The sequence below is a fragment of the Paenibacillus sp. FSL L8-0340 genome (genome assembly GCF_038593145.1).
GTDB lineage: Bacteria > Bacillota > Bacilli > Paenibacillales > Paenibacillaceae > Paenibacillus_AQ.
Genome location: NZ_CP151967.1, coordinates 6,168,977 through 6,195,184, shown reverse-complemented (window position 1 = coordinate 6,195,184; position 26,208 = coordinate 6,168,977). Strand labels below are relative to the sequence as shown.

Below are 26,208 nucleotides of genomic sequence, written 5' to 3'. Positions count from 1 at the left end.
AGATGAGCAGAGAAAAGGCTTATCTGCAAATGCTGGAGTCGACCGCTACTATCCAGTGGAACATCGCGATGATTCTTGAAGCCAAAGCGGTGGAAGCGGAAAAGGTGAAGCAGTGGACGCAGCATCATATCCACGCTAGAGCGTTCGATACCCATGAAGAGCAGTTGAAGCAATCCCTATCCATTCATGAAGTGATCGTGGAAATGGTGGAAGGGCTGACGAAATTGGAGAATGGGTTGTACAGCAATTTAAAGGCAGTGCTGGGCAGCGGTGAGGAAGAAGGCGGCGGCGAAGGCTTTGGCGGCATGTCCGGTGAAGGCTTTAATTTCGGGGACGACGACAAATGAGCGGCGGGCTTCTCTCCGAACACGCCGTCAAGCTGGAGATGATCCGCTCCATTGCCCGCAGCCAGGCCGCACTCGCCGCGATCTTGGAGAGCATCGCCGAAATAACGGGGCAATCGGAGCTGACAGCCCGCAAGCTAAGTGACAATATCAGAATCCTAAGCCAGTACCAAAGCGCCATGTGCCGGATGATGACCGGTATTTCGCTGCATCAGCCCAAACGGGGGATTCCTGCTGCGCCATGGCTTAGCAAGACATGTGCAGGAGGAACCTCCAGAGTGCATGGAGTACAGGAGGAGTAAAGAATGAAGAGGAAGAAAGCTATCAAGCGTTCAGGCAGGGGAACCCGCAGACGAACATTGTTGCTATCCCGGAAGGCCAGGATCGGCAGAGGCCGCAGCCGCAGAGTTCGTTATGGCAGGCCCAAAAAAGGTCTGTTGGTGCGCAAGAAGAAAAGACAACGCCGCCGGATTGTGCAGAAAATTCAGGTAGTGCATCCGTCTGTGCAGCCGATAGTTCAGCCGGTAGTGCAGCCGCCAGTGCATATGGTACCCGTTCAGGTGGTCCCAGTGGTTGAAGCTCCTCCGGCGCCTCAGGTAGTGCAGCTCCCCCCGGATCTTGGCGTCCCTCCGGAAACGCCGCCGGGAGACGCCTTTCAGCAGGGCTACACCGAAGCATACAACGTGGGGTTCGACGCCGGTTTCGCCAAGGGCTTCGAGGACGGGCATAAGCTGGAGCTGGGCTGAGACATCCAAGGCCAAAGGGTAAGGGGCCAATTAGAGGGCTGGTGAAGGTTAAACCGCCGCTACTCCTCTATAGGCCGCTTCCCTCTGATCCGCCCGCTCTGGAACAGTTGGAAAGCTCTGGTCTATTGATTGTGCTTCCGGTTATGATAGACTTCTTTACAGAATCCTTGCCGGATTCAAATGTCGATGGAAAAGTGGAGGGTACACATGAGCGGTAATAAGATTCGGAAAGCGCTGAGGGAAGAAATCGGGGAAATTATGGAGCTGATTGCCAAATGTGTACAGGTTATGCAGGCCGGCGGAAGCGACCAATGGGATGAGAGCTACCCTAGCCGGGAAATTATCGGTCTGGATATCGAGCGCGGCACACTGTATGTCTATATCGACAATGAAGCCATTGCGGGTATTATTGTATTGGACGAGAATCAGGCGGAGCAGTACGGGGAGATTCGCTGGTCGCAGGAGCAGGGACGGCATTTAATCATGCATCGCCTGGCTGTTCATCCGGAGGTGCAGGGCAAGGGCATCGCGCGCAAGCTGACCGCTTTTGCCGAGGAGCATGCTGTGAACTGCGGATACAGCAGCATCCGGCTGGATACATATATGAAGAATACCAAAGCGCTTAGCTTATATCCCAGACTTGGCTATGAGCGCAGGGGTGAAGTCTCCTTCCCCGGCCGCACAGCGAATTTTCCGGTATTTGAGAAGGTGCTGGAAGGCGCGGCGAAACTGGACGGACAAGCCTAGGAATATTTCCTGCAAAAACGTATTTTATGTAATGTTAGTTAACATTAAAAACGGTTGATCTAACCTTTTTAGGAGTTTTTCATCATTTTTTTAAGAATTTATACATTTATATGTAACTTAAGTTGACAACAAACTTATCCTTACTTTATGATGAGACTATTCAGAAAGCAATTGAATAGTCTTTTCTTTCGTATATCCTTAATAATTGGTTTAAGGGTCTCTACCGGGAACCGTAAATTTCTGGCTACGAAAATATGCTGCGGCATATTTTTGTGGCCTTTTTGTGTTATTTGCGACAGCTAACTGTTATCTGACAAGGGGGAATCGGACCATGGCGAACATACTGATCAAACATGCGGAGATTATTACGATGAACAAGCAGGAGGAGATTCTTTACGGGGACATCCGCATTAAGGACAGCCTGATTGTGGAAATCGGCAGCGGGCTGCAGCCGCAGGACGGTGAACGGGTCATTGAAGCGAAGAACCGTACGGTCATTCCCGGTTTTGTACAGACGCATATTCATCTATGCCAGACGCTCTTCCGCGGCAAGGCCGATGATCTGGAGCTGATGGATTGGCTGCGCAAGCGGATCTGGCCGCTGGAAGCGGCGCATGATGAGGAATCACTCTATTACTCCGCCATGCTGGGCATAGGAGAGCTGATTTCCAGCGGCACAACGACCATTGTGGATATGGAGACGGTGAACCATACAGACTATGCTTTCCAGGCCATTGCCAAGAGCGGCATACGCGCCCTGTCCGGCAAGGTGATGATGGATCAGAAGAATGACGAGGTTCCGGCAGCCCTGCAGGAGGAGACGGCTGCCTCTATACAGGAGAGCGTGGATTTGCTGGAGAAATGGCATGGGTATGGCGGGGGCCGGATCCAGTACGCCTTCTCGCCGCGTTTTGTCATCTCCTGCACGGAGCCGCTGCTGAAGGAAGTGCGGGATCTGTCAGCCCGCTATGGAGTTAAGGTGCATACCCATGCTTCGGAGAATTTGGGAGAGATCGAGATTGTTCAGGCGATGACCGGCATGCGCAATGTCGTCTACCTTGATCATTTGGGGCTGGCGAATGACCGCTTGATTCTCGCGCATTGTGTATGGCTGGATGACGAGGAGAAAATGATTCTGCGGGACCGCGGGGTACATGTCAGCCACTGTCCGGGCTCCAATCTGAAGCTGGCCTCCGGGATTGCCGATACACCGGGGATGCTGGAGACCCACATCCATCTCAGTCTCGGTGCAGATGGTGCGCCCTGCAACAATAACCTGGATATGTTCAATGAGATGCGGCTCGCTGCAATCATCCAGAAACCGCAGCATGGGCCGACCACGATGGATGCCAGAAGTGTCTTTCGGATGGCGACCATCGGCGGGGCCAAGGCGGTAGGCATGGAAGACAAGATCGGCAGCATTGAGGTAGGCAAAAAAGCCGATCTGGCGATTCTCAACCTCTACAATTTTCATACCTTCCCCTCCTTTGATGTAGACCCGATTTCCCGCATTGTCTATTGCGCCACCCGGGCAGATGTGGAGACAACAATCATCGACGGTGAAATCGTGATGGATCAGGGTCTGTTGAAGACGGTCGATAAAGAGGTTGTGCTGCATGAGGCCAACCGTTCTATTCAAAGACTGCTGGCGCACTCTCCGCTAGGCTGAAGCATTGACCGTTTGAATCGGAAAACGTTATAATTTATGGAAGAATGTTCATTAATTTGAGAATCGGCACTTATTACAATGTTTGATCCATCCTATCATTTGGCGGGAGGCTGCGGCCTTCCGTTTTTTTGCTGCATCCATAAAGAAATTTTGCCAAACGGGAACCCGTTAGCTGGCAGTGAGGTCATATGTAGTGAGGTGAATGTATTGGAACTCGATAATCTTAAAGCTGCAGAAACAATGGATGAAGAACAGCTGAGGCGAATCATGAGCCTGTATGGCGAGGATATCTGGCATTATATCTATTACCTCACCGGCAATTCCGAACAGGCGGATGATCTGGCGCAGGAGGTATTCGTCAAATGCTATTACCGGATCGGGACCTACCGGGGAACTTCCACGCTGAAGGCGTGGCTGTTCACGATTGCGCGTAATACGGTGTTTTCCTACCGCAAGTCACGTTTCTTCCGATCAGGCCTGTGGGGCGGAGTTCAAACCCTGAGTCCTTCCGGCTCCGGCAATGAAGGGTTCGTGCTGGAACAGACCGGCATTACCCGCTCGGCGGAGATGGAGTATCTCGGCAACCGCCAAATCGACGACATTTGGAGCATTATTATGAAGCTGCCGGATAAATTCCGTGAAGTGCTGGTGCTCGATTTAAGAGCGGAGCTGTCGGTAAAAGAAATTGCCGGGCTGACCCGGTTATCTCCGGGAACCGTCAAATCCAGACTGCACCGTGCGCGGCGTAAGGTCCAGGAAAGTATAAGGGGGTTGGAGTGATGCGGGAACGGAAGCCTGAGTGGTATGAACGGGCCAAAACAGGGCCATTCGAAGAGGTGAAATTTACGGATGTGCATGCGGATAAGGTTATGCGCCGGGTGAAGGAAGGCGAGCCGCACCAGGAACGGAAAGGATTTAAATTCCGCGCGGGCATAGCCGCGGCTGCCGGAGTTCTGCTGCTTGTGGGAGCAGGGGTGTTTTACCTGGGAACCGGACCTTTTGGCGAAGGAAACACCGCCGGTCCTTCCTATCAGCATGAAGAAACCGCCGACGTTACGGAGGCCGGGATGATCAAGACGGCAGAGAAGACGATGCAGGAGCAGCTCGGCAAGAAGCTGCTCTTTCAAAGCATAGAACCTCAGGCGGGAGCGGATCAGGTCCGGGTTGTTTTTAGAAACGGCGAAAATTATGCATATGTCTGGGTCAGCACGGAGACGGGGAAAGTGATGATGTACCATATGAGCGCTATATTCGGTCCTGAAGAAATTGATGACGATATTCTGGGCAAGGCCAAGGAGAAGCTGCGGGAGCTTGGATATAAGGGAGAGTTCAAAGCGGATAGGTTGACACGGCTTGTGGATTACGGGCGTGTTCCCAATCAGGCCGCACAGGTGAGCGAGAACCTGTTCTCGGGAGAAGCGGAGATTGGTTATGTGAACGGGAAATATGTCGGGGCTTACTTTGAGGTGGGTCAGGAGGAGATAGGGGAAGACTTGAAGCAGACCGGGCTGAATGCGATGAGCAATTTAAGAAGTGGCACGGTTAAGCTGAATAAAGCAGCCCGTAACACGGGAGGGGGAATGGATGGGGAAATCACTTTGTTTTATGGACCGGATGCATCCGCATCTTCGTTTGTAAAGATGAATTATGTTACTCATGCGGTCCTGGAGGTTACCGATCTGTCACTGGCCCCAGCCGATCCGGCTAGTCCTGAGCAGCGTACCGAACAGGACCAGAAGCTGCTGGATATGGAGAATGCCAAGCTGCAGAGCGCGGCGGCAGCTGTTGCAGATGGAATATTCGGCATTCGGCTGGAGGACTACACGCTGGTCAAGAATCAGTCGAGGCCAGGAACCGTTACCTTTGAGAGTGGGGGAACGGCACCGGCAATCGAGGCCACCTATAATCTTGAAGGGGTCATTTACGGATTAGGTATATGGCGTGAAGCGACTCCATATTAAGGGGGGTTGTTAATGTATTTTAAGAGGGATGTGTGCCTGCATGAGGCCGCATCCCTCTTTGATATACATAACAAGTATTGCTATACTAGAGAAATCTGATATTTTACTGAAAATAAGAGTGGAATTTACAAAAGAGATTAAAGATGAATAAGGAGAACTAATGAGCGAGAACAAAGTTGGGCTGGTGCATGCCCATTTCTTTATTGTGGCCGGACTGATCTGGCTGAAGCTGCTGCTGCTGAGAATACTGTTTTTCGACCGGATTTCCTGGGAATGGATTGCGGCGGATATTGCTCCGGTTCTGCTGATTATGGGGATTCTGGCGCTGATTGTACCGGGACGGATGAAGACGGCGGTCTACTGGAGCTTTAACGGAATATTGTCGCTGCTGCTGTTTGCGTCCAGTGTCTATTTTAACCATTTCGGGTCGGTTCCGACCTATTTGGCTTTCTATGAGCTGAATCAGGTTTTTGAGGTAAAAGAGAGCGTGGAATCGACCATCGAGTACATTGATTACCTGTTTTTTGCCGATATTGTAATCATGATTCTGTACGCCTTGACCCGCAGATGGCGGAGAGGTACAGCTTACCCGGTGCGGAGCTGGCGGTCTCCCCGTGGGCGGAGAGCCCAACTGATCGTCATTCTCGCCGCGATTATAGGCGGCGCTTCGCTGTCGGTCTACTCCGTACATGCGGCAAAGGGAATCACCAATGAGCTGGTTCAGGCGGAGAGCGCCGGATTTCTGAATTACGAAGTGGTGGCTGCGATCAAAGCCCAGGAGGATAATGGCCTGATTGGAACCGGAGATATCAAGGATACGATTGCCAAAGTAACGGAACTTCAGTCTTCTTATCCATACAGTGATAAGGCCCCGGGGGCGGTGCCGGATTTGTTCGGCTCGCAAAAGGGCAAAAATGTAATTGTCATCCAGATGGAAGCCTTTCAGAATTTTCCGCTGCATCAGTCGCTGGACGGTCAGGAATTAACGCCGGTGCTGAACCGCTTAGCCGGAGAGGGCTTTTATTTTCCGCATGTCTATCAGCAGATTGGTCCGGGCAATACCTCGGATGCTGAATTTATGAGCAATACCTCGATCTATCCGATAGGCACGCTTGCGATGTCAACGGGCTTCGGAGACCGGGAGCTGCCAAGTCTGCCCCGTCTTTTACGGGATAAAGGCTACGAAGCTTACACCTTTCATGTGAACAAGGTGGGGTTCTGGAACCGCAATCAGCTGTATCCGGCGCTGGGCTTTAACGGCTATTATGATAAGGGCTATTATACCAATGATCATTTCAATGCTTTCGGCGCTTCCGATGAGCAGCTGTATATTACAGCAGTTGATGAACTGGTGAAGCTGCAGCAGAAAGGGACACCCTTTTATGCTCAGCTGGTAACCGCCTCCAGCCACCACCCGTTCAAGATCCCTGATGCTGCCAAAAGAATAACGCTGCCGGAGGATTTGCAGGATACCATGCTCGGTGATTATTTAACGGCAATCAACTACACTGACTATGCCATCGGGACGCTGATTGAAGGACTGAAGCAAAACGGGCTGTGGGAGAACACCGTGCTGATGCTGTACGGCGATCACTTTGGACTGCAGCCTAAGGATGTGCCGCCGGAGCAGGTGGAAGCTGCGCTGGGAACGAAATATGATTCGCGGGTCAGCCGATTCAATATCCCGCTTATTATTCATGTTCCGGGCATGGAGCAGGGGCGGGTCGTGGACCGGACCGGAGGCCAAATGGATTTCGTTCCGACTCTGGCCAATTTGCTGGGGATTCCGCTGAAAGAAGAAGGTTATACGGCGTTCGGGCAGGATCTGCTTAATGTTGACCACAATGTAGTGGGCATGCGTTACTATCTCCCCACGGGTTCCTTTTTTAACGATGAAATTATGTTCGTGCCGGGTAAAGGCTTCGAAGACGGTGAAGCTGTTTCGCTGGAAACGCTGGAGCCTGTGAAGGATTTCAGTCCATACAAACAAGACTATGACTATATCCTGAAGCTGATGGGCCTGTCTGATGAATATGTGAAGCTGCTTCCGCAGCGCTAGGGGGAGACTATGAAAAGACTATTAAAGGCAGAGGTACTTGCGGCTCTTGCCGGGGGCGGGCTGATTATTTATCTGCTGTTCCTGAAGCCGTTCGTCGGAGTTGCCGATAATGGTGACTTTCTGCGTATGATGAATACGATCGGCTTGAATTACTATGAGGCTGTGGAAGGTTATGCTGACCGCTTTTTCAGCTTCAGCCATTCCAGATTTTCTTATGATAATTTGTTCCGGGGGTTTTATCCTTCGTCGCAAATTTTGCTGGTGCTGGTGCCAAGGCTCATTTCCGGCCTTTTCCACGGCAGCTATTTCGATATTCGCCTGCTGGGTGCCGTTTATGCTCTCCTGCTGCTGGCAGCCACCTGGCTGATTGTTAAACTGGGCACAGGCCGTTCCTACATTACGGGACTGGTGCTGGGTGCGGGAATGCTGTTTGTTTTTTATGACATCGGATATTTGGCTTATTTCAATTCGCTGTTCGGCGAACCCGTGTCGATGGTATTTATGCTGCTCACATTTGCGCTGGGTCTGAGACTTGCCGGACAGGAACATCCTACGGCGAAAGGGTTGACGCTGTTCTTTATTGCCGTGCTGTTCCTGATCTGCTCCAAAATCCAGAATGCGCCGGTGGGCATAGCATTTGCACTGATCTTCCTGCGGATGGCTATACTCAAGGGATCAGGCAGCTGGAAAAAGCTGGCCCGGTGGTTTGCGGTAGCGGTATTTCTTGTGTCAGTCATTATGTATGTGGGGGCACCCAAGGAACTGAAGCATATCAATCTCTATCAAACGGTATTTTTCGGAGTTCTGAACGAGTCGCCGGATGTGCGGGGGGATTTGCGCGATCTGGGGCTGCCGGAGCGGCTGGAGGTGCTGGCGGGTACGAATTATTTTCAGGGAGATACAGCCATCAAGCAGGATGATCCTTCACTGACGCCGGATTTCTATGACCGGATGTCCCATAAGGACGTGTTGTTCTTCTATCTAAAACATCCTTCCCGCTTGATAGACAATATGAAATATGCTGCTGAGAACAGCATGTCTATCCGTCCTTATTATCTAGGGAGCTATGAGAAGAACGAGAATAAGCCGGCAGGTGCAATCGCCTATACTTACAGCGCCTGGAGCCAGTTTAAAAACAACCATATTCCGCATACCCTCGGTTTCCTCGTTTTGTTCTATCTGGTGTATTACGGCGGAGTGCTGTTCGAATATTTCCGTACCCGCGAATTACGCGGGCGGATAGCCGGTGAGCTGATGATGCTGCTGGGCCTGATCGGGTTGTTCTCCTTCCTTGTACCGATCCTGGGCGACGGACGTGCGGATATCGGCAAACATTTATTCCTGTTCAATGTGTGCTTTGATATGATGGTCGTAGCTATGCTGGGCTGGGTGGTGCATAAGCTCGTAGGTGCAGGAAAATACTTTGCAGGCCAAAAACGTTAGGCGCTGAAAACTTACCCAACTTGGCATTCTGCAGAGGAATTGACCCTTAACTGATTATGGAATACAATGTGTTTGGAACTTTAGTAAATAACAAGAAATCGGCTTGAAACAGCCTCATCCAATAAGGGGGCCGCTATGGGAAATGATGAACACAAGGATAGAATTGAACAGGCAAGACAGGAATTGAATAGAATGGCCATTGAGTATGGAATGAATGATTTAAGAGTGCTTCGCCAATCTGTTAAGCTGGATGCTCTTCTGAACGAGTATACCGATTGCCTCACGGACAAGGACGATCAGCTCTACTAGAGTATAATAGGAAGTAATTTTATAGATGAAGACACTTTAACGGCAGCCGTTAGGGTGTCTTTTTTTAAATATAAGAATTTATATGTTTCACACGATAACTTATCCTTCTATTTCTCGCTGAAACGGTACCGTCCTTAAAAAGGACGGCAAAGCCGTTTCCACTTGATGTACAGGAAATTATGAGAGGCAGAAGTGCATTTGATTTCGCCATATGAGGGGGAGATGGGGAAATGAGAGGCAGAAGTGCATTTGATTTCGCCATATGAGGGGGAGATTGGGAAATGAGAGGTAGAAGTGCATTTGATTTCCCATATGAGGGGGAGATGGCAAAATGAGAGGGCACGTACAACAATATGTGTCACGATAGGTCAAAGCTTTAAATAGCAAGCGTATTACCATTGTGTGATTTTGTTTCGCGTAGTCTGCTTGGGAATACTCTTGGCACGTGATAAGCCGGATAACGCCAGTTAGCCGTCACTCAGCAGCTCGCGCAGCATGCCCTGGCGGTCGTTCAGGAACGCCTTGGTTACAGTGTAATGTTCCGTATCCTCCAATGCGGCCTGCCGGATGCCTTCCTCCCCCAGGAGATAGATATCTGCGCCCGGGTAGGACATCAGGATAGGTGAATGTGTGGCGATAATGAACTGCGAATGCTGCTGCACCAGCTCGTGCATCCGCACCAGCAGCGACATCTGCCGCAGCGGGGACAGGGCAGCCTCCGGCTCGTCGAGCATGTAGAGGCCTTGGCCGCCAAAACGGTGAACAAAGGTGGAAAAAAAGGATTCGCCATGCGACTGCTCATGCAATGACTTGCCCCCGTAAGAATCCTTGATGAAGTTGCCCGCCTTAGGCTCTTCATCCAATTCGTCAATATAAGTCGCCACATTGTAATAACTCTCCGCACGCAGGAAGAAGCCGTCCTTTGGGCGTCGTACCCCTTTGGCAATACGAAAGAATTCATACAGATGTGAATGTGAGGAACGGGTGTTAAATGAGAAGTTGAGTGTCCCGCCTTCCGGATTAAAGCCCCATGCCGCCGCAATCCCCTCCAGCAAGGTTGATTTTCCCGTTCCGTTCTCTCCTACCAGAAAAGTAACCTGCTTCTGAAACTCCAGACGATGGAGGTCGCGCACTGCCGGCAGATGAAACGGATAAGTCTGGAAGGAAGGGACCTTATCGCGAAGCAGCTCCGCATGGCGGACGTAGAGCATGGCATTATTCATAGCATTCATTCTCCCACTCTCCCTACTTACGAATGATATCATACACGCTCAATTGACTTGTCTTCAGTGTAGCCTGAGTGGATAAAATCTGCAAAGGTTCGGGCAATCCGGGTGGATGACAGGGGGCATGAGCCAATTTCACCGTAATACAGACAGGTGTCCATGAGGCGTACGCTGACTCCGCATATAGTTATATTGTCTTGAGAATATGACGGGGCAGGGTGAAAGCCGTGAAAGTTAAAAAGAGAACAGAGCGTCCGCAGGAATATAGGGATGGATATCAGGAGGGATACCGTCTTGGCTTGTGTGAAGCCGTGAAACGCCTGAATTCTCCGGAGGCAGGGCAGGAGTGCCGCCCGCTTAAGCTGATGTACGTTCCCCAGGGATTTCAAGCCATAGACGCAGGTGTAACGGAGGCGCTTGGACAGCTGGTCAGTGAATTGGTCTTAAGCGCTCCGGAAACCATGCTGGAGGTTGCGGCACGTGAAATGCCGGGAGCGGTACTTGTCATGAACGGGCTGCATGTGTTTCCCGAGAACCATTTGGAGCAAATTACCGAAATCAAAAAATTGGGTATTTCTACGGCAATCTGGTTTGTAGATGATCCTTATTTTACCAAAGATACTTCTGTTATCAGCCAGCATTACGACCATGTATTTACGCATGAGCTGGGCTGTGTGGAATTCTACCGTTCACTTGGGGTGGCTTCTGTCCATTATCTTCCGCTCTGTGTGAATCCGCAAATGTTCTATCCGCGCCGCACCGATCCGCAATATCAATATGATGTGGTGTTTATCGGCAATGCCTTCCGCAACCGGACGGAGCTGTTTGATGGGCTGGCGCCTTTTCTGAAGGACAAAAAGGTGCTGATCGCCGGCGGGTTCTGGGAGCGTCTGACCCAGTTTGAGGAGCTCTCGCCTTTTATTAAGGACGGATTTATTCCGCCTGAGGAGACTGCGAATTACTACAGCGGGTCAAAGCTGGTCATCAACATTCACCGTCCATGGGAGGGGGGACAGGATAACCGGAATTCCTTTCAATTACCGTCCCGTTCCATCAATCCTAGGACCTATGAAATCAGTGCTTGCGGAACAATGCAGCTGACCGATATCCGTGAAGATCTGGACCGCTTCTACCGGCCGGGGTTTGACATGGAGACCTTTGGCTCTGCTGAAGAGCTGCAGCGAAAAATCGAATACTATTTGGTTCATGAGAAGGAGCGCCGCCTGATTGCATTGCGGGGGCTGCAGACGACCTTGCGCAACCATACGTTTATGGCGCGTTTGCCTCAATTATTGAATGTTCTTACTGCACAAGTGTGAATTCCAAAATGGGATGAAGGAGCGAATACTCATGAAGACTGAATTTATTATGCCCGCACCGCCTATGCCGCGTAGCCCTGCGGAAGAAGAAAAACTGCGCGGACGGCTGACCGGCTTCAAGGTAGGATATGACGAGGGCTACTTACGGGGAAGGCTCGCCATTCTGGACGGCCGTCCGGAAGCGCCGCTTCCGGTTCGCAATATTCATGTCATGTACGTAGCCTCGGGTAAAGGCTATCCGTATTCGCCGCTGGACGATGCGGTACTTTATGCCTTACAGAAATTAACTGTACAGGTCACGGTTACCGATGTGCGCCAGGATCTCATTGAGCTCGCCACGGCGCAATGCCCCGATCTGATGCTGGTACTGGACGGCCTTGATTTGCCGCTGGAGCAGCTCTCCGTCCTGCGGAGCAGAGGCATCAAGACGGCGATCTGGCTGACCGATGATCCGTATTACACCGATTTCACTATGAAAATTGTGACGCATTACGACTACGTGTTCACCCTGGAGCGCAATTGCGTGGAAATCTACCGTGGCCTCGGCTGCACAGAAGTACATTACCTGCCCTTTGCCGCCCACAGGGAGCACTATCGTCCAACGACAGGGCGTTCTCCGGTATGCCGGGATATCAGCTTCATCGGCTCCGCTTACTGGAACCGGATTGAGTTCTTCCGCAATATTATGCCGGAGCTGATGAGCTACAACACTGTGATCAACGGCATCTGGTGGGATCGTCTGCCCGAGGCTCCGCTCTATGGAGAGCGAATTGAAGTCGGGAAGTGGATGTCGCCGCAGGAGACAGCCACCACGTACAGCGGCTCCAAAATTGTCATTAACCTTCACCGTTCCCATGTGGACGAGGATGCCAACAACAATGCGCTGGTTATTCCCGCGGCTTCACCTAACCCGCGCACCTTCGAGATCGCGGCCAGCGGCACACTGCAGCTGAGTGATGCCAGAGATGATATGGGCTCCTTCTATAAGATCGGAGAAGAAATCGACACCTTCTCCAGCCCGCTGGAATTGATGGAAAAAGTCCACTATTACCTGACCCATGAAGAAGAGCGCCGGGAAATGGCCTTGCGCGCTTTTGAACGGACCCTGAAGGATCACACCTACACGAAACGCCTGAATCAGCTGTTGAACGTAATCTATGCCCAACCGGTATGAGGACAAATTGCCAGGAAATGTGCGTATATCAGGGGACAGGTGTCGTGCCGGCATCTGTGCCCCCTCAATATACTGGTGAAGTAACCTGACCTTGGCGTTTGCCTGCAAAGTGCGCTTCTCCAAGTGAGTCAGTGCTTTCGAAGCAAGTTTTACATGAAGAACTGTCCCGTAGCTAATGCTTCGTAAAACTTTTAGGGAGGTGAATGGTCGCTCGAGGCCTCTTGCCAAGGAGCGCCGAAACACCATGGCCGACAAAGCTACAATCGTCCTCTTTTCCCATGTTTCCAATACGCGCAGTATTACGGGTGCGGAGAAGCTGCTGCTGTTCTTCGGCCGGGAGCTGTCTCCATACTTTAACTGTATTCTCGTAGCGCCCCAGGACGGCAAGCTGACGCGCCAGGCCCGCAGCTTCGGCCTGAATGTAGAGCTGCTGTCGATTCCTCTCGTCTACGGAATGTACACTCCTTATGCCGGACTGGAAGCGGATATCCGCAAATTCCAGGAAAGCCGGGAATATCTAGAAATGACAGACTGGCTGGCTGGTCTGCGTCCGGCATTTATTATCTCCAGCACTTGTGTGCATGCTTTGCCGGCAATGGCGGCGAAGTCACTTGGCATCCCGGTGGTCTGGAAGATTTCCGAGACGATTACGGACAATGAGTTCACCCCGATCAGTGTAGACCTGATCCACAGGAACAGCGATGAAATTCTGGCAATTTCGCATACGGCTGCGGCCTGTTTCCCGGCGGATATCCGCGAAGGTAAGGTAACTCAGCTCCCGCCGTCCTGGAATGATAAAGATTTGATGATGGAAGCCTGGAGTAAGCTCCGGGGGGAACGGCGGAGTGAGCTCAAGGTATCTCCGGATGAATCGCTGATCGGATATATTTCCTCCTTCATCAACAAGGAGAAAGGGCTGGAGCATTTCGTCAAAATGGCCGTCCTTGTCAGTGAGCAGTATCCGAAGGCGAAGTATCTCGTCATTGGTACTCCCGGAGACAAAAACTACTATGACCGCTGTGTGCGCAAGGTGAAGCTGGAGGGACTGACCTCGCGGTTCAAGTTCGCGGGATATGAAGAATGTCTGCCTTCGGCCTATTGCGCAATGGATCTGCTGGTTGTTCCCAGCCTGATCCGTGAGGGTTTCGGCATGACCGCCCTGGAGGGAATGGCCTTCGGCAAACCGGTGGTCGCCTATGATTCCGGCGGGCTGCAGGAGATTCTGCACATGGCCGGCTGCGGCAACCAACTCGCTCCGGTGGAGGATATCGAGGCGTTGGCTGACCGGGTAAAGGTGCTGTTGGCGGAGCCGGGACTGGCGGCAGCCATCGGCAGCCAGTCGCGGGAGCGCGTTGATGCCGTATATGGCCCGGCGGCCTACAGGGCACGGTTGCTGGGGCTGGCGGAGCGCTGGCAGCTCCGTTACTGCACGGCAGCGGTGGTAGAGCTGCCAATCTGCAGTGAGCCCGCCGAGCCGCTCTCCGGCGGTGCGCCTGTGCAACTGCCCGTAAGCGAAGCGCCGGGCAACAGCGAACCCGTGGCGGCGGGGGAACCACCGCCACCACCGCCACCGCCGCCGGAGCAGCCGCCGCCGGGCAAGGGCCACTCGCGCCGCGCAACACGGCTGCGCAGAGCAAGGCTCCGGCGCGGCAAGCTGCGCCGCGCCAAAGCCCGGGCGGCCGCAGCGGGCGCCCGGGCCGCAAGCGGCGCACGGCGCGGCCGGCACGCCGGAAGGGCAGCGGCGGCAAATCCCGCCGCACAGGCAGCCGCGCACGCCGGCGTAGGAAGAGCCGCCGCAAAGCGGCGTGAACACTGCGGGTGCACCTCCCCGCAGTGAAATACAGCAAGTTATACCCAAACAAGGTAGGGGAGTGAACCCATGAAGATCATGACGATTTTGGGCACACGGCCCGAAATCATCCGCCTCAGCGTCATTATTCCGCTGCTCGATGAGCATGCGGAGCGGCATGTGCTGGTGCATACGGGACAGAACTTCACCGCCAGTCTCAGCGGAATATTCTTTGAAGAGCTGGGGCTGCGGGCACCGGATTATGTGCTGCAGGATAAGCAAGCCGCACTTGGCGGGCAGCTTGCCGCCATGTTCGGAAGCCTGGAAAGCATTCTGCTCAAAGAACAGCCGGACCGGGTGCTGCTGCTCGGAGATACCAACAGTGCGCTGTGTGCAATTCTTGCGGAGCGCATGGGTATCCCGGTCGTGCATATGGAGGCGGGGAACCGCTGTTACGATTTGAAAGTGCCGGAGGAGAAAAACCGCCGTGTCATAGATGCCGTTTCGACCATTAATATGCCTTATACGCAGCAGAGCAAACGGCATCTGCTGAGTGAAGGTTTCCCCAGCCAGCGTATCGTATTAACCGGCAATCCGATCCACGAGGTCATTACACATTATGAAGAGCAAATTAGAGCCAGCGATATTCTGGCCCGGCTGGATCTTACGGCAGGCCATTACTTTCTGGTCACTGCCCATCGCGCCGAGAATGTCGATGATCCCGAATCACTGCTGCAAATTATGTCCGGCCTGTGCCTTGTGGCTGAACATTTTGGAATCCGCCTGATCTGCAGTATCCATCCCCGCACACGCTCCAAGCTGACGGAGCAATTCCCGCTAAAGATGAACCCGCTTGTGGAATTCCATGATCCTTTCGGATTTTTCGATTTTGTCCATTTGGAACGTTATGCCCTCTGTGCAATTACCGACAGCGGAACCGTCCAGGAGGAGTGCTGCCTGATGGGAGTGCCGACCGTAACGATCCGCAGGACGACAGAACGTCCGGAGACGGTAGATTGCGGCAGTAATGTAGTGTCGGGAGTAGAGCAGAACAGCATTCTGCGCTGTACCCGGTTGATGACGTCGCTGAGTCCGGAATGGGAGGCACCGGAAGGCTACATGACACCGGATGTCTCGGCAAAGGTAGTTAAATTTTTGCTTGGAGGGAACCTGCATGTTCAATAATAAACGGATTATGGTCACAGGCGGAACCGGTTCCTGGGGGCATGAACTCATCCGGCAGCTTCTGCCGCAGAATCCTAAGGAAATCGTAATTTTCTCCCGCAGCGAGTCAGCCCAGGTGTCGATGAGCCGCGAATATGAGGATAGCCGCCTCACCTTCATCATCGGCGATATCCGCGACAAGGATGCTCTGGTGGCCGCATGCCGCGGCGTGGATTATGTGTTCCATCTTGCGGCGTTGAAGCATGTTCCGGTGTGCGAAGATCAGCCGTATGAAGCGCTCAAGACGAATGTCGTCGGCACCCAGAATGTCATTGAAGCAGCTATTGCCAATAATGTAGAAAAAGCGATTTACATCTCCACCGATAAAGCGGCCAATCCGTCCAACTTCTACGGCATGACTAAAGCGATCGGCGAAAAGCTGTTTGTGTACGCGAACCTGCTCGGCTCAGGCACACGGTTTGTGACCGTACGCGGCGGCAATGTGCTGGGAACGAACGGCAGCGTGGTCCATCTGTTCATGAAGCAGATTAAGGATAAGGGCCAGGTGCGCATTACAGATATGAAAATGACCCGCTTTTTCTTCACCCTGCGCGATGCCATCACCCTGCTGTTCAAAGCGTCTGAGGTTAGCATCGGCGGTGAAATCTTCGTCATGACGATGCCGACCTGCCGGATTGTCGATCTGGCCGAGGTGTTGATCGAAGACTCCGGAAGACGTGATGTAAGTATTGTTGAAACAGGTATCCGTCCCGGTGAGAAAATCCATGAAATCCTGATGAGTGATTTCGAGAGCTTGACCACTGTCGTTTACGATGAGCAGTATCTTGTTATTCTCCCTACGCTGGATATGCCGGAGCTGAAAATCCACTACAGCAGATATCCGCATGTTTCCTTCAACAGCTTTAGCTCGGAGAACAACCTGATGGACCAGGAGGAGATCAAGAATATCCTGATCCGGGGAGGGTTCCTCCAATGAAGCTGCTTATCCTCGGCGGAAACGGTATGGCGGGTCATATGCTGGCGGCGTATTTTCGCCGCCAGGGCAAACATCACGTCTTCCATACAACCCGGGATAAGAGCGATCTTGGCGGGCTGTATGTAGATGCCGACGATATCGCCGGAGTGGAGAAACTGGTCGAAATCGTCTCTCCACACTGCATTATCAATGCGCTGGGAGTACTGAATCAATTTGCTGAGCGTGACCGGATCGGGGCCTACCATGTGAACGGATTTCTTCCCCACCGGCTGCGCCGGGCGGCGGATGCTGTTCATGCCCGGCTGATCCACATCAGTACCGACTGCGTGTTCGAAGGAACACGCGGCCGTTACACAGAGGACGATACGCCTGACGGCACTTCTGTATATGCGATTACCAAGAGTCTCGGAGAGATCCGTGCGCCCGGTCATTTAACGATCCGCACCTCCATTATCGGACCGGAAATCCGCTCCGGCGGCATCGGCCTGATGGAATGGTTTCTATCCCGGAAAGGGCCGGTCTCCGGCTATGAACGGGTCATGTGGAATGGCGTGACGACACTCGAGCTGGCCAAGGCGGTGGATGGCTTGCTGGAATCAGAGGTATCCGGCCTGATTCATCTGGCCCATCCCCAACCGGTCAGTAAATATGAACTGCTCCGGCATCTGCAGTACGCATTTCATAAGGAAGATGTTGAGATCATTCCCGAAGATGTGCATATTCAGGACCGTACACTGGTAAACACAAGAGCTGATGTCCAGATCCAGTTGCCTTCCTATCCGGAAATGCTGGCAGAGCTGGCTGATTGGATGCAGCCCTCAGAGATGACCACATGAAGGGGCGGAAGCTGCTGATTACCGGAGCCGCCGGTTTTACCGGCCGGCATGCTGTTGCCTATTTCAGGGCTGGCGGAGCGGAAGTGACCGCTGTAGTGCGCCATCCGGCAGCGGAGTCCGCTGTTTTTCCGGAGGGGGTTCAGCAATATGTTTGTGATTTAAGCGACCGCAAGGCGGTCCATACCATGATCGGGCAGGTCCGGCCGGACGAAGTGCTGCATCTGGCAGGCAGAAATTCGGTACCGGAGTCGTGGCGCGATCCCCTGCTTTATATGGAAACGAATGTTATGGCAACCCTGTATCTGCTTGAGGCACTGCGTGCCCAGCCGGCCAGCCGTATTCTGGTGGCCGGCTCCCGGCTCAAGTACAGCCCCGGAACCGACGTGGGTCCGCCGCATCCCTACAGCCTCAGCAAAACACTGGAGGAACTGGTATCACTCGCCTGGGGAACTCTGTTCAAGCAGCCCGTGCTGCTGGCGGAGCCTTGCAACCTGATCGGCCCCGGCCCTTCCACCGGCTTCTGCTCCCTGCTTGCCCGGCATATTGTGCGGAGTGAAGCTCTCTCGGGTACGGACGAAGGGATTCCGCCTTTCAGGCTTTCTTCACGGATTGAATTACGGGATTTTCTCGATGTTCGCGACGCCGTAAGGGCCTATGACTATATCCTGCGCAAGGGGGAGACAGGAAAGGTCTACCGGATTGATTCCGGGAAGCAGCGCACGCTGGGTGAGATCGCGGAGAAGCTGCTGGCTCATGCCGCGGTACCGGTTGGAATGGACTGGGGTCCGGAAGCTGGGGTTCCTGCGGAAGCAGACTCTGGAGTGTTGCCCGGTTCGGTCACGCAACCTGAAACATCTGAAGATAATGTAACTGCACTCGGCTGGAGTGCAGCAATCCCGCTTGAGCAGTCGCTTGCAGATATTGTGGACTTTTATCGTGCCAGTAGGGAAGGAAGGATGTAATGACTCCAAAAGTATCGGTGATAATTCCTTTTTATAATTGTCCTTATATTGAACAGGCGCTGCAAAGCGCCTTGTCCCAATCCTGGAAGCCTTATGAGATCATCGTCGTCGATGACGGTTCCACAGCTCATATGGACCGGATTATGCCCTATCTGCCTAAGATTCATTATCTCGGTAAAAGCAATGGGGGTACCGCTTCCGCGCTGAACCACGGCATCAAACATTCTACAGGAGACTATGTCGTATGGCTTAGCTCTGACGATATGTTCTACCGTGACAAGATCAACAATCAGGTTCTGTTCATGGAACAGAACCGTTTGCTTATCACTTACACGAACTTTAATTTTATCAACGGAGAATCGCAACTGACCGAAATGAACGCGGCGGCGGTATTCTCGAATCACCTGGACTATTTACGCTGCTTTCTTCAGGGGAATCCGATTAACGGCTGTACGGTAATGTTCAAGCGGGAGCTGTTCGGCGCTATCGGTCTGTTTGATGAAGCACTGCCCTACACGCATGATTATGATCTGTGGTTCCGGGCGATTCTGAACGGATATCCTCCGATTATGCTGAACCAGTCTTTAACGGCGTACCGCCGCCACAGCGGCATGGGAACCCTTAAGCATTATGATGTGATCATGGCTGAAGCCGCCGCGACCAATGCCCGTTATCATGGACTGCTCCGCGGGTTGATCACTTCTATGGGCGGTTAGGCTTATGCAATTTATTATAGGAGGGGAAGCCTATGTACCGGGAAATTGCAGTGAAAGATTTCCTGCCGGTCTTGCTGGAGTATCTTAAGTTCTCGGAGAGTATTCTGGATATCGGCAGCGGCACCGGTACTCTGCTTGAACGCTTTGAAGCTGCTCTGGTGGTCGGTCTGGATATTCACAGGCCTTATCTGCTGCACCGCAAATACACCTCGCCGCATATTATCCCGGTGCATGCCGATGCAAGCCATATTGATAAGCTCTTTCTGCCGGGCACGTTCTCAGCGGTGACATTAATTGATTCGCTGGAACATTTCTCCATGAAGGAAGGGATGGGACTTCTCAAAAAAGCGGAGATTATCGCCTCCAATCGTGTGGTGGTATTCACTCCGCGCGGATTTTTTCCGCAGGAAGGGACGGATCATTTTCACCTGCAGGGAGAGTATTATCAGAAACACAGGAGCGGCTGGGAACCGGAGGATTTCCTGGGGCTGGGTTACTCGGTAACCGTGCTTAAAGGCTATCACCATGCAGAGAATCCGGCTTTCCGGGAAGCATTCGGAGAGGATCATGAGCCGCTGGATGCCTTGCTTGCCTGCAAGACAGTATAAACAATACCCACGGGAAGGAGGTGAGCGCATGAATCAGCATAAGTCCAAGGTTTCGGTGGTCATCCCTTTCTACAATTGCCCCTACGTAGATCTAGCGGTGGAAAGCGTGCTGGCCCAGAGCTACCCGGATATCGAAATTATTGTAGTGGATGACGGATCGTTGTTCCACACGGAGAAGCTGGCTCCTTACAGAGACAGAATTATGTACTTTCACAAATCAAACGGTGGCACCGCATCTGCGCTCAACCTGGGTATCAAGGCGTCCAGCGGGTCTTATTTTGCTTGGTTAAGCGCTGACGATCTGTTTCATCCCGATAAAATCCGCCGGCAGCTGGAAGCTTTGCACAGCACAGGAACCTTATTTAACCATACTGCCTATTATTATATTAATGAACAAGGGGACCGTGTTTCCGGGGTCGTAAAGGTCCCCTTTCCCGATAGAAGCCAGCTTATCGCGACCATGATGACGGGTTGTCCGGTTAACGGCAGCTCTGTTCTGCTCGATATGGATATCTTCCGCACCGTTGGCATTTTTAATGAACGCTTTTTATACACACAGGATTATGACCTGTGGCTGCGTATATTGCCGCATTACCGCTGGTCTTACATCGAGGAGCCGCTGCTTGATTATCGTATACACAAGGAGATGGGCTCTGTGATTCACAGTGAAGCGCAGAACAAGGAGATTAAAATGGTGCAGGCGAAGCATCATAGATCTCTCTCGCAGCTGCTGAGAAAGGAGAGAGGGAAATGAGACTGACATTCCCGATTCTGACATTGTCCAGGGGCGGGGCCCAGCGTATGCTCGCAGAACTTACCAACCGTCTGGCAATCATCGGCCATGAAGTGATCATTCTTATGCCCAATCACGGCATTGTCGAATATGATATGAAGTGCAAGGTCCTCTACTCCAGCTACAGCCAGCTGTCTGAGGACGATTTTCCTTATAGCGATGTCATAATTTCGAATTACTACACTATCGTTCCTGTGGCGCAGCGGGCCAGTGAACAGGGCAAGGGATTGCATATTCGACTGGCGTTATGTTATGAGCCGACGTTTCTGCCGGATAATAATCAGTCCTTCTCTTCCTATAATATTGCCCGCAATTTGTTTGTACTGTCCCGGTGGCAGCAGGAGATTGTCCGGATAAATCATGGGATTAAGGGCAGGATTGTACCGATCGGGGTGAATCCTGACTTTTATAATACACACAGGCGGGACACGCAAGGCAAACTGGTAGTCTCTGCAATTATGCGCAAGATGGAAGGGGGATTCTCCGGCCACCGGGAACAGGACTATCTGCTGCAGCAGCTCAATCTGGTCAAGGCGCATCATCCGGAGGTTGAATTGTATCTGATAACACCTCCGGGAGAATACGCCGAATCTGCTGCACTTCAGACTCTGCTGGCCGATGACCGTTATCATGTACGCACGCCTTCAAACGATACGGAGCTGTGCTACCATTATAATGAGAGCAACATTTTTGTCAGCTCCAGCACGTATGATACCGGTTCGCTGCCGGGTCTGGAAGCGATGCGCTGCGGCGCTGCATTAGTTACGGTTTATTCCGGGGGTAACCTCGAATACGGTGTCCACGGCCACAACTGTCTGATGTCCTACCGGCATGAAAACCGTCTGGCCGATGATATTATCACTTTAATCAGGGACAAAGAACTGCGCGAGCGCCTTGCCCAAAGAGGAGAGAATGATTCACAGCGTTTCACCTGGGAGAGAAGCACGCAAATCTTTCAGACTGAGCTGTTTGAGATCGTATCGAGGCTGGGTTGAGTATTGTTCAAGACACACAAAGAACCTTCATTTCCACGGTCTTCCGGTGGTTTGAAGGTTCTTTTGGTGTCGGCCGCTAAAAGATGGAAAAGGAGTTGAGCATCTCACGAAAGGAATGGGCATAACTCTCGGAGCCGAAGCGTGAAATCATATGGAGCCTTCCCTGATCGCGGATGTGGCTGCGGAGTGCAGGATTATCCATCAGCTCCAGGCCTTCACTGACAGCCTGCTCCACATTGCCAAGCGGATAAAATTTGCCGGAGTGATTATGAACAATAAAAGAACGGACACCGTCCGAATCGGTGCTAAGTACAGGACAAGTACAGCAGATGGCTTCGGCAACTGCATACCCGAAGCCCTCTGTAATGGAGGTGGATAGCAGAAAGCCGCCGGAACCGGCAATGGAGGAATAATAAACGGGCATAATATGGTTGGGAATGTTGGTAAATACATTCAGCCGGTCATTCAGTCCTAAAGCGTGCAGTTCCTCATGGAACAGCTGCTTTTGCTCCCCGGAGGCAAGCTCCGGATCATGGAACATCCACAGATGCAGAGCGGGTTTGTGCAGGCGGATCTGATGGGCGATCTTCAAGTATTCGCTCCAATTCTTGTTGTTTTCAAGCCGGCCTACCCAGGCAATTACCGGATCGCAGGGAGGTTCACCGGGGATCATCCGGAAGGACTGGACATCCACGATATTGGGGATTACATACCGGTGGAGCCAGGGACAGATAGAAATAAACAGCTCCAGCAAATGATCGGTAGGAGGTATAAGTACAGCATTGCAGTAGGATCTCAGAAAAGGTACGGCCTCTATAATCAAAATCTCCGCATCAGCCCGTTTACCGAGCCCCTGGGCTTCGTATATTAGAATGCCTCCATAGCCTAGACGACGCAGACGTTCCATTAACAAATAATCCGATGTAACAATAATGGCGTCATAGTGCTGAGTATCGAGTAATTCCTTGATCTCTTCATCCCGGGAAGTGATAAACACGGGAAAGTTTGTGATATTCTGGCTTGCAGACCCCGGCATGAGGTATAAAACATGGCATTCAATACCGCTGCGCTGCAGGCTTTCGCACCTTAGCTTGTTCAGTGTCTCCACCCCGCCGCTGGGTACATAAAACGTAAATAAAACCTTCATGCTCACCCCTCCTGACTTTACTTTGCGGAGAATCACGGCTCGCTTGTGAATACGGCCTACTGTTTATAAGATACGCGAATGTTTCCCCGCATGTGACGGTGTAGGGGAGAGAGTACCAAATCCTTTCAGGATAGCTTGTACCGGTGGAGGCCATGCTAACGATTGTTACGGTGCATACATCATAATTTAAAGAGATGGAGGATGAGTTCATGTTGCGATCAAAGATCAGCATGTCAGTCTCTGCCGCGCTGCTTCTGGGCATGGTCAGCATTACAGGTTGCGGTGACAATAACACTACAGATGGCAATAACGTTCAGACAAAAAGTGTACGGAAAATGAACGATGGCCGCATTAATACCAATTCCGTTCGGGGCAATGCCTTCGACAAAATGGAGATGAGCCAGGAGCTCGCTGACCGCATTGCAGCGATGCCGGAGGTACGCTCGGCAAATGTAATGATTGCCGGGAAAAGCGCCTATGTCGCCGTAGCCTTGGACCGGGCTGATGGCGGTATGAATGTGAGAAATACTGATAAAATACGTCCTTACAGCTATGGCGGCGGGCTCGGCAACAACACTTCCGGCATGCTGACCGGTCCGGAAATGACAGTGAATCCTGGAGAAGGCAGGGCAACTGGACCGATTATGGGCAATCAGGGAAGAGGGACAGTAACAGGTAATCCGGGCATGACCGGTACAGGAGGTTCGATGGCTGGTGTACCGAAGAGCCTGACCGGTACGGGTACTGTCGGAGGGGTAGGTACGGCCAATCCCAAAGCCTACCCCGGCAATGGCAATAACGGCATCCTGTCCGACAGCAATTGGGTCGATGGAACCCGGATGAAGCGCGATATCGACAATAGCATGGGGACAGGAATCGGGATCCGCAGCGTTGCTCCAAATAACAGCAATAAAATGACTGACAACGAAGATGTTACCGAGGAGATGAAGGACAAGATTGCTGCTGAGGTTAAGAAATATAACTCGGGCATAGACAACGTTTACGTGTCGGCCAATCCGGACTTTGTGGAACGGGCTGACTTTTATGCCCAAGAGGTACGTGCGGGCCATCCGCTCAAAGGATTTGCCAATGAATTCCGGACGATGGTCGAGCGCATCTTCCCAACACGCAGCGGATATTAATCCTGCCCTCAGACTGAGCTAGTATGCCTGAGAAATAACGGGATTATTCCATCAGCGGGCCGTTACAATAAATGCAGCCATCCTACCGGCTTCCGGTCTGGATGGCTGCATTTCAGTTTATATGCCTGGCAGTACTTCTGCTCAGATAATCGGTGAATCGGTGGAGATTGTGTGTCCGCCGATCCATACACCGTTCAGTTGAAGCTCATCATCCAGCAGCAGGATATCCGCGCGTTTTCCTGCTTCAAGCGAACCTATGAAACGCTGCATCCCGAGTGATATGGCTGGAGTAAGACTTGCGGCATTGGAGGCTGCTTGAAGACTGAGTCCCACTTCCTGTACCAGATAGCGGAAACCGCGAATCATGGTTAGCGTGCTTCCGGCGAGTGCATCAGGGTTATCCTTCAGTGTGGCAATGCCCTCCCTTACAATTACCGGCAGGTCACCGATTGTATATTCACCGTCGCTGAGTCCGGTTGCTGACATGGCATCCGTGATGAGCATCAGATTATTCCGGATTTTGAGCCGGGAAAGCACATTAATCGCCGCAGCATGCACATGGATGCCGTCGGCAATAATCTCGGCACGTATCCGCTCGTCAAACATTACGGCACCTGCTGTGCCCGGTTTGCGGTGATGCAGCGGAGTCATGGCATTGAACGTATGCACCGCCTGGTTTAAGCCGGCGTCTGCAGCCGCAATAATCTCTTCGAAGGTAGCATTGGTATGCCCTAGAGCTGCTGTGATGCCATGCTTGCGCAACCAGAGAATCGCTTCCAGTGCGCCTTCACATTCCGGCGCCAGGGTAACCTGGCGGATCATTCCCGGGTATTGCTTCTCCCACGCTTCAAGCCATGTGATATTTGCCGGGACAATATGCTCAGGATTTTGGGCCCCGGACCATTTTGGGCTGATGAACGGCCCTTCCAGATGCACTCCGGCCAATTGGGCGAATGGCATGCCGCCTTTGCGATAGTCAGCCACTTCGGACAATACACGGTCGATGTCTTCCTTGGCTGCGGTCATCGTGGTGGCCAGCATGGCGGTTGTTCCATGTGAAGCATGAAACCGGGTGATGATATCCAGCGATGCGTGATCCGAGTACATGAAATCGTAACCGGCACCGCCGTGCACATGCACATCAACGAATCCGGGAATCAGCAGCCCGTTCTTGTCTTGGGTGCCTGCGGGCCAGTGGGCGTAAGCTTCCGGCAGCCAGGCGGCTTCTCCTACATATTGGATAACCTCTTCCGATACTGCGATCACGCCTTCTTCAATCAGGCCGGAGGGAGTCAGCACTTTTCCGTAGAGCAGCTCGCCTGGTGTTCTATTTATTTCAGCCATTTCGCAGCTCCTTCGTCCAGCAGAACGACCACATTAGGATGGCTCTGCAGCAGGGAGGCGGGACACTGTGTCGTGATCGGACCTTCCAGCGCGTTTTTGACTGCTTCTGCCTTCTCTTCTCCGCGCACCAGCAGCACGATTTGTCTAGCTTTGAGAATGCCGCCGATTCCCATCGTTACCGCCTGGCGGGGCACATCCTCCAGCCGGTCGAAGAAGCGGGCATTGGCTTCCAGTGTTTCTTCCAGCAGGTCCACGACATGCGTGCCGCTGCTAAGACTGGCATCCGGCTCATTGAACCCGATATGTCCGTTGCTGCCGATGCCCAGAATCTGCAGGTCCACCGGCCCGTTATCCTCGAGCATTTTGTCATAAGCGAGACATTCGGCAGTAAGATCCGCCGCATTTCCGTTAGGGACATGTGTCCGGGTAAGATCAATATCGACATGATTGAACAGATGCTCGTTCATGAAGCTGCGGTAGCTCTGGGGATGATCCACAGGCAGGCCCACATATTCATCCAGATTATAGGAAGAGGCTTTGGCGAAACTGACATTTCCCTTGCGGTGCATCTCTACCAGCTTGGCGTAGACGCCGACCGGAGAACTGCCGGTAGCCAGTCCCAGTACGGCTTTGGGGTTGCTCTGCAGCAGGCTGGCAATCAGGTTTGCGCCGGTCTGGGCGAAATCTTCTTCATTGCGGAATTTTAAAATGTTCATTT

General features: G+C 52.5%; 26 protein-coding genes and 1 riboswitch. Of the genes, 22 read left to right on the top strand and 4 right to left on the bottom strand.

Features of this window, described 5'->3' with window-relative positions; all coding sequences use genetic code 11:
• Window positions 1-2: 2 nt before the first annotated feature.
• The 10 genes from NST07_RS28400 (at window position 3) to NST07_RS28355 (ending at window position 9,278) form a co-directional block, all read left to right on the top strand.
• Entirely contained in the window at window positions 3-347 is a 345-nt protein-coding gene (locus NST07_RS28400) for a restriction endonuclease subunit S (RefSeq protein WP_341096009.1), read from the top strand.
• On the top strand, window positions 344-646 hold the full coding sequence (locus tag NST07_RS28395; protein ID WP_341096007.1) for a hypothetical protein: 303 nt from the start codon (window positions 344-346) through the stop codon (window positions 644-646). The genes NST07_RS28400 and NST07_RS28395 overlap by 4 nt, the downstream gene beginning before the upstream one ends.
• Before the next feature lie 3 nt (window positions 647-649).
• The gene (locus tag NST07_RS28390; protein WP_341096006.1) at window positions 650-1,090 is read left to right on the top strand and encodes a hypothetical protein; all 441 of its coding nucleotides are present in this window, start codon (window positions 650-652) and stop codon (window positions 1,088-1,090) included.
• Window positions 1,091-1,297: 207 nt separating this feature from the next.
• Window positions 1,298-1,837: a GNAT family N-acetyltransferase gene (locus tag NST07_RS28385; RefSeq protein WP_342480606.1), complete on the top strand. Its 540-nt coding sequence runs from the start codon at window positions 1,298-1,300 to the stop codon at window positions 1,835-1,837.
• Between the two features lie 168 nt (window positions 1,838-2,005).
• A riboswitch (purine riboswitch) is annotated at window positions 2,006-2,104 on the top strand.
• Window positions 2,105-2,168: 64 nt separating this feature from the next.
• Complete coding sequence (locus NST07_RS28380; protein WP_342480605.1) at window positions 2,169-3,506, top strand: 5'-deoxyadenosine deaminase; 1,338 nt, start codon at window positions 2,169-2,171, stop codon at window positions 3,504-3,506.
• Window positions 3,507-3,704: 198 nt separating this feature from the next.
• Window positions 3,705-4,286, top strand: coding sequence for an RNA polymerase sigma factor (locus tag NST07_RS28375; RefSeq protein WP_342480604.1), 582 nt, complete (start codon window positions 3,705-3,707; stop codon window positions 4,284-4,286).
• The gene (locus NST07_RS28370; RefSeq protein WP_342480603.1) at window positions 4,286-5,467 is read left to right on the top strand and encodes a hypothetical protein; all 1,182 of its coding nucleotides are present in this window, start codon (window positions 4,286-4,288) and stop codon (window positions 5,465-5,467) included. The genes NST07_RS28375 and NST07_RS28370 overlap by 1 nt, the downstream gene beginning before the upstream one ends.
• Before the next feature lie 160 nt (window positions 5,468-5,627).
• A complete protein-coding gene (locus NST07_RS28365) occupies window positions 5,628-7,526 on the top strand; it encodes an LTA synthase family protein (protein WP_341095997.1) in 1,899 nt (632 codons plus the stop codon).
• 9 nt (window positions 7,527-7,535) lie between these two features.
• On the top strand, window positions 7,536-8,969 hold the full coding sequence (locus NST07_RS28360) for a hypothetical protein (RefSeq protein WP_341095995.1): 1,434 nt from the start codon (window positions 7,536-7,538) through the stop codon (window positions 8,967-8,969).
• A gap of 135 nt (window positions 8,970-9,104) precedes the next feature.
• Complete coding sequence (locus NST07_RS28355; protein ID WP_076110797.1) at window positions 9,105-9,278, top strand: aspartyl-phosphate phosphatase Spo0E family protein; 174 nt, start codon at window positions 9,105-9,107, stop codon at window positions 9,276-9,278.
• Window positions 9,279-9,745: 467 nt separating this feature from the next.
• Here NST07_RS28355 and NST07_RS28350 read toward each other — a convergent pair whose 3' ends face one another.
• A complete protein-coding gene (locus tag NST07_RS28350; protein ID WP_341095994.1) occupies window positions 9,746-10,510 on the bottom strand; it encodes an AAA family ATPase in 765 nt (254 codons plus the stop codon).
• Window positions 10,511-10,731: 221 nt separating this feature from the next.
• Here NST07_RS28350 and NST07_RS28345 point away from each other — a divergent pair, with 221 nt between their 5' ends.
• From NST07_RS28345 to NST07_RS28295, 11 genes are all read left to right on the top strand, one after another.
• Entirely contained in the window at window positions 10,732-11,823 is a 1,092-nt protein-coding gene (locus tag NST07_RS28345; protein ID WP_341095993.1) for a DUF3880 domain-containing protein, read from the top strand.
• Window positions 11,824-11,887: 64 nt separating this feature from the next.
• Complete coding sequence (locus NST07_RS28340) at window positions 11,888-12,997, top strand: glycosyltransferase (protein WP_341097774.1); 1,110 nt, start codon at window positions 11,888-11,890, stop codon at window positions 12,995-12,997.
• A gap of 244 nt (window positions 12,998-13,241) precedes the next feature.
• Window positions 13,242-14,834 carry a glycosyltransferase family 4 protein gene (locus NST07_RS28335; RefSeq protein WP_342480602.1) on the top strand — a complete coding sequence of 531 codons (1,593 nt, stop codon included), beginning with the start codon at window positions 13,242-13,244 and terminating at the stop codon, window positions 14,832-14,834.
• Window positions 14,835-14,876: 42 nt separating this feature from the next.
• Window positions 14,877-15,971 (top strand): UDP-N-acetylglucosamine 2-epimerase (non-hydrolyzing), encoded by a 1,095-nt coding sequence (wecB, locus tag NST07_RS28330; RefSeq protein WP_341095989.1) that lies wholly within the window; start codon window positions 14,877-14,879, stop codon window positions 15,969-15,971.
• A complete protein-coding gene (locus NST07_RS28325; RefSeq protein ID WP_341095988.1) occupies window positions 15,961-16,947 on the top strand; it encodes a polysaccharide biosynthesis protein in 987 nt (328 codons plus the stop codon). The genes wecB and NST07_RS28325 overlap by 11 nt, the downstream gene beginning before the upstream one ends.
• Window positions 16,944-17,783 (top strand): SDR family oxidoreductase, encoded by an 840-nt coding sequence (locus tag NST07_RS28320; RefSeq protein ID WP_341095986.1) that lies wholly within the window; start codon window positions 16,944-16,946, stop codon window positions 17,781-17,783. The genes NST07_RS28325 and NST07_RS28320 overlap by 4 nt, the downstream gene beginning before the upstream one ends.
• Window positions 17,780-18,745: an NAD-dependent epimerase/dehydratase family protein gene (locus NST07_RS28315; protein ID WP_341379702.1), complete on the top strand. Its 966-nt coding sequence runs from the start codon at window positions 17,780-17,782 to the stop codon at window positions 18,743-18,745. The genes NST07_RS28320 and NST07_RS28315 overlap by 4 nt, the downstream gene beginning before the upstream one ends.
• The gene (locus NST07_RS28310; protein ID WP_341095983.1) at window positions 18,745-19,461 is read left to right on the top strand and encodes a glycosyltransferase; all 717 of its coding nucleotides are present in this window, start codon (window positions 18,745-18,747) and stop codon (window positions 19,459-19,461) included. Before NST07_RS28315 ends, NST07_RS28310 begins: the two co-directional genes overlap by 1 nt.
• A gap of 32 nt (window positions 19,462-19,493) precedes the next feature.
• A complete protein-coding gene (locus tag NST07_RS28305) occupies window positions 19,494-20,069 on the top strand; it encodes a class I SAM-dependent methyltransferase (RefSeq protein ID WP_341095982.1) in 576 nt (191 codons plus the stop codon).
• Window positions 20,070-20,097: 28 nt separating this feature from the next.
• On the top strand, window positions 20,098-20,823 hold the full coding sequence (locus tag NST07_RS28300; RefSeq protein WP_341095981.1) for a glycosyltransferase: 726 nt from the start codon (window positions 20,098-20,100) through the stop codon (window positions 20,821-20,823).
• Window positions 20,820-21,857: a glycosyltransferase family 4 protein gene (locus NST07_RS28295; RefSeq protein WP_341095979.1), complete on the top strand. Its 1,038-nt coding sequence runs from the start codon at window positions 20,820-20,822 to the stop codon at window positions 21,855-21,857. The genes NST07_RS28300 and NST07_RS28295 overlap by 4 nt, the downstream gene beginning before the upstream one ends.
• 76 nt (window positions 21,858-21,933) lie before the next feature.
• Here NST07_RS28295 and NST07_RS28290 read toward each other — a convergent pair whose 3' ends face one another.
• Complete coding sequence (locus tag NST07_RS28290; RefSeq protein WP_341095977.1) at window positions 21,934-23,004, bottom strand: glycosyltransferase family 4 protein; 1,071 nt, start codon at window positions 23,002-23,004, stop codon at window positions 21,934-21,936.
• A gap of 209 nt (window positions 23,005-23,213) precedes the next feature.
• Here NST07_RS28290 and NST07_RS28285 point away from each other — a divergent pair, with 209 nt between their 5' ends.
• Window positions 23,214-24,146: a YhcN/YlaJ family sporulation lipoprotein gene (locus tag NST07_RS28285; RefSeq protein WP_341095976.1), complete on the top strand. Its 933-nt coding sequence runs from the start codon at window positions 23,214-23,216 to the stop codon at window positions 24,144-24,146.
• A gap of 141 nt (window positions 24,147-24,287) precedes the next feature.
• On the opposite strand, the gene nagA is transcribed toward NST07_RS28285, so the two are convergent.
• Entirely contained in the window at window positions 24,288-25,490 is a 1,203-nt protein-coding gene (gene nagA / locus NST07_RS28280; protein WP_341379698.1) for an N-acetylglucosamine-6-phosphate deacetylase, read from the bottom strand.
• Entirely contained in the window at window positions 25,478-26,206 is a 729-nt protein-coding gene (gene nagB, locus NST07_RS28275; RefSeq protein ID WP_341095973.1) for a glucosamine-6-phosphate deaminase, read from the bottom strand. The genes nagA and nagB overlap by 13 nt, the downstream gene beginning before the upstream one ends.
• Window positions 26,207-26,208: the final 2 nt, after the last annotated feature.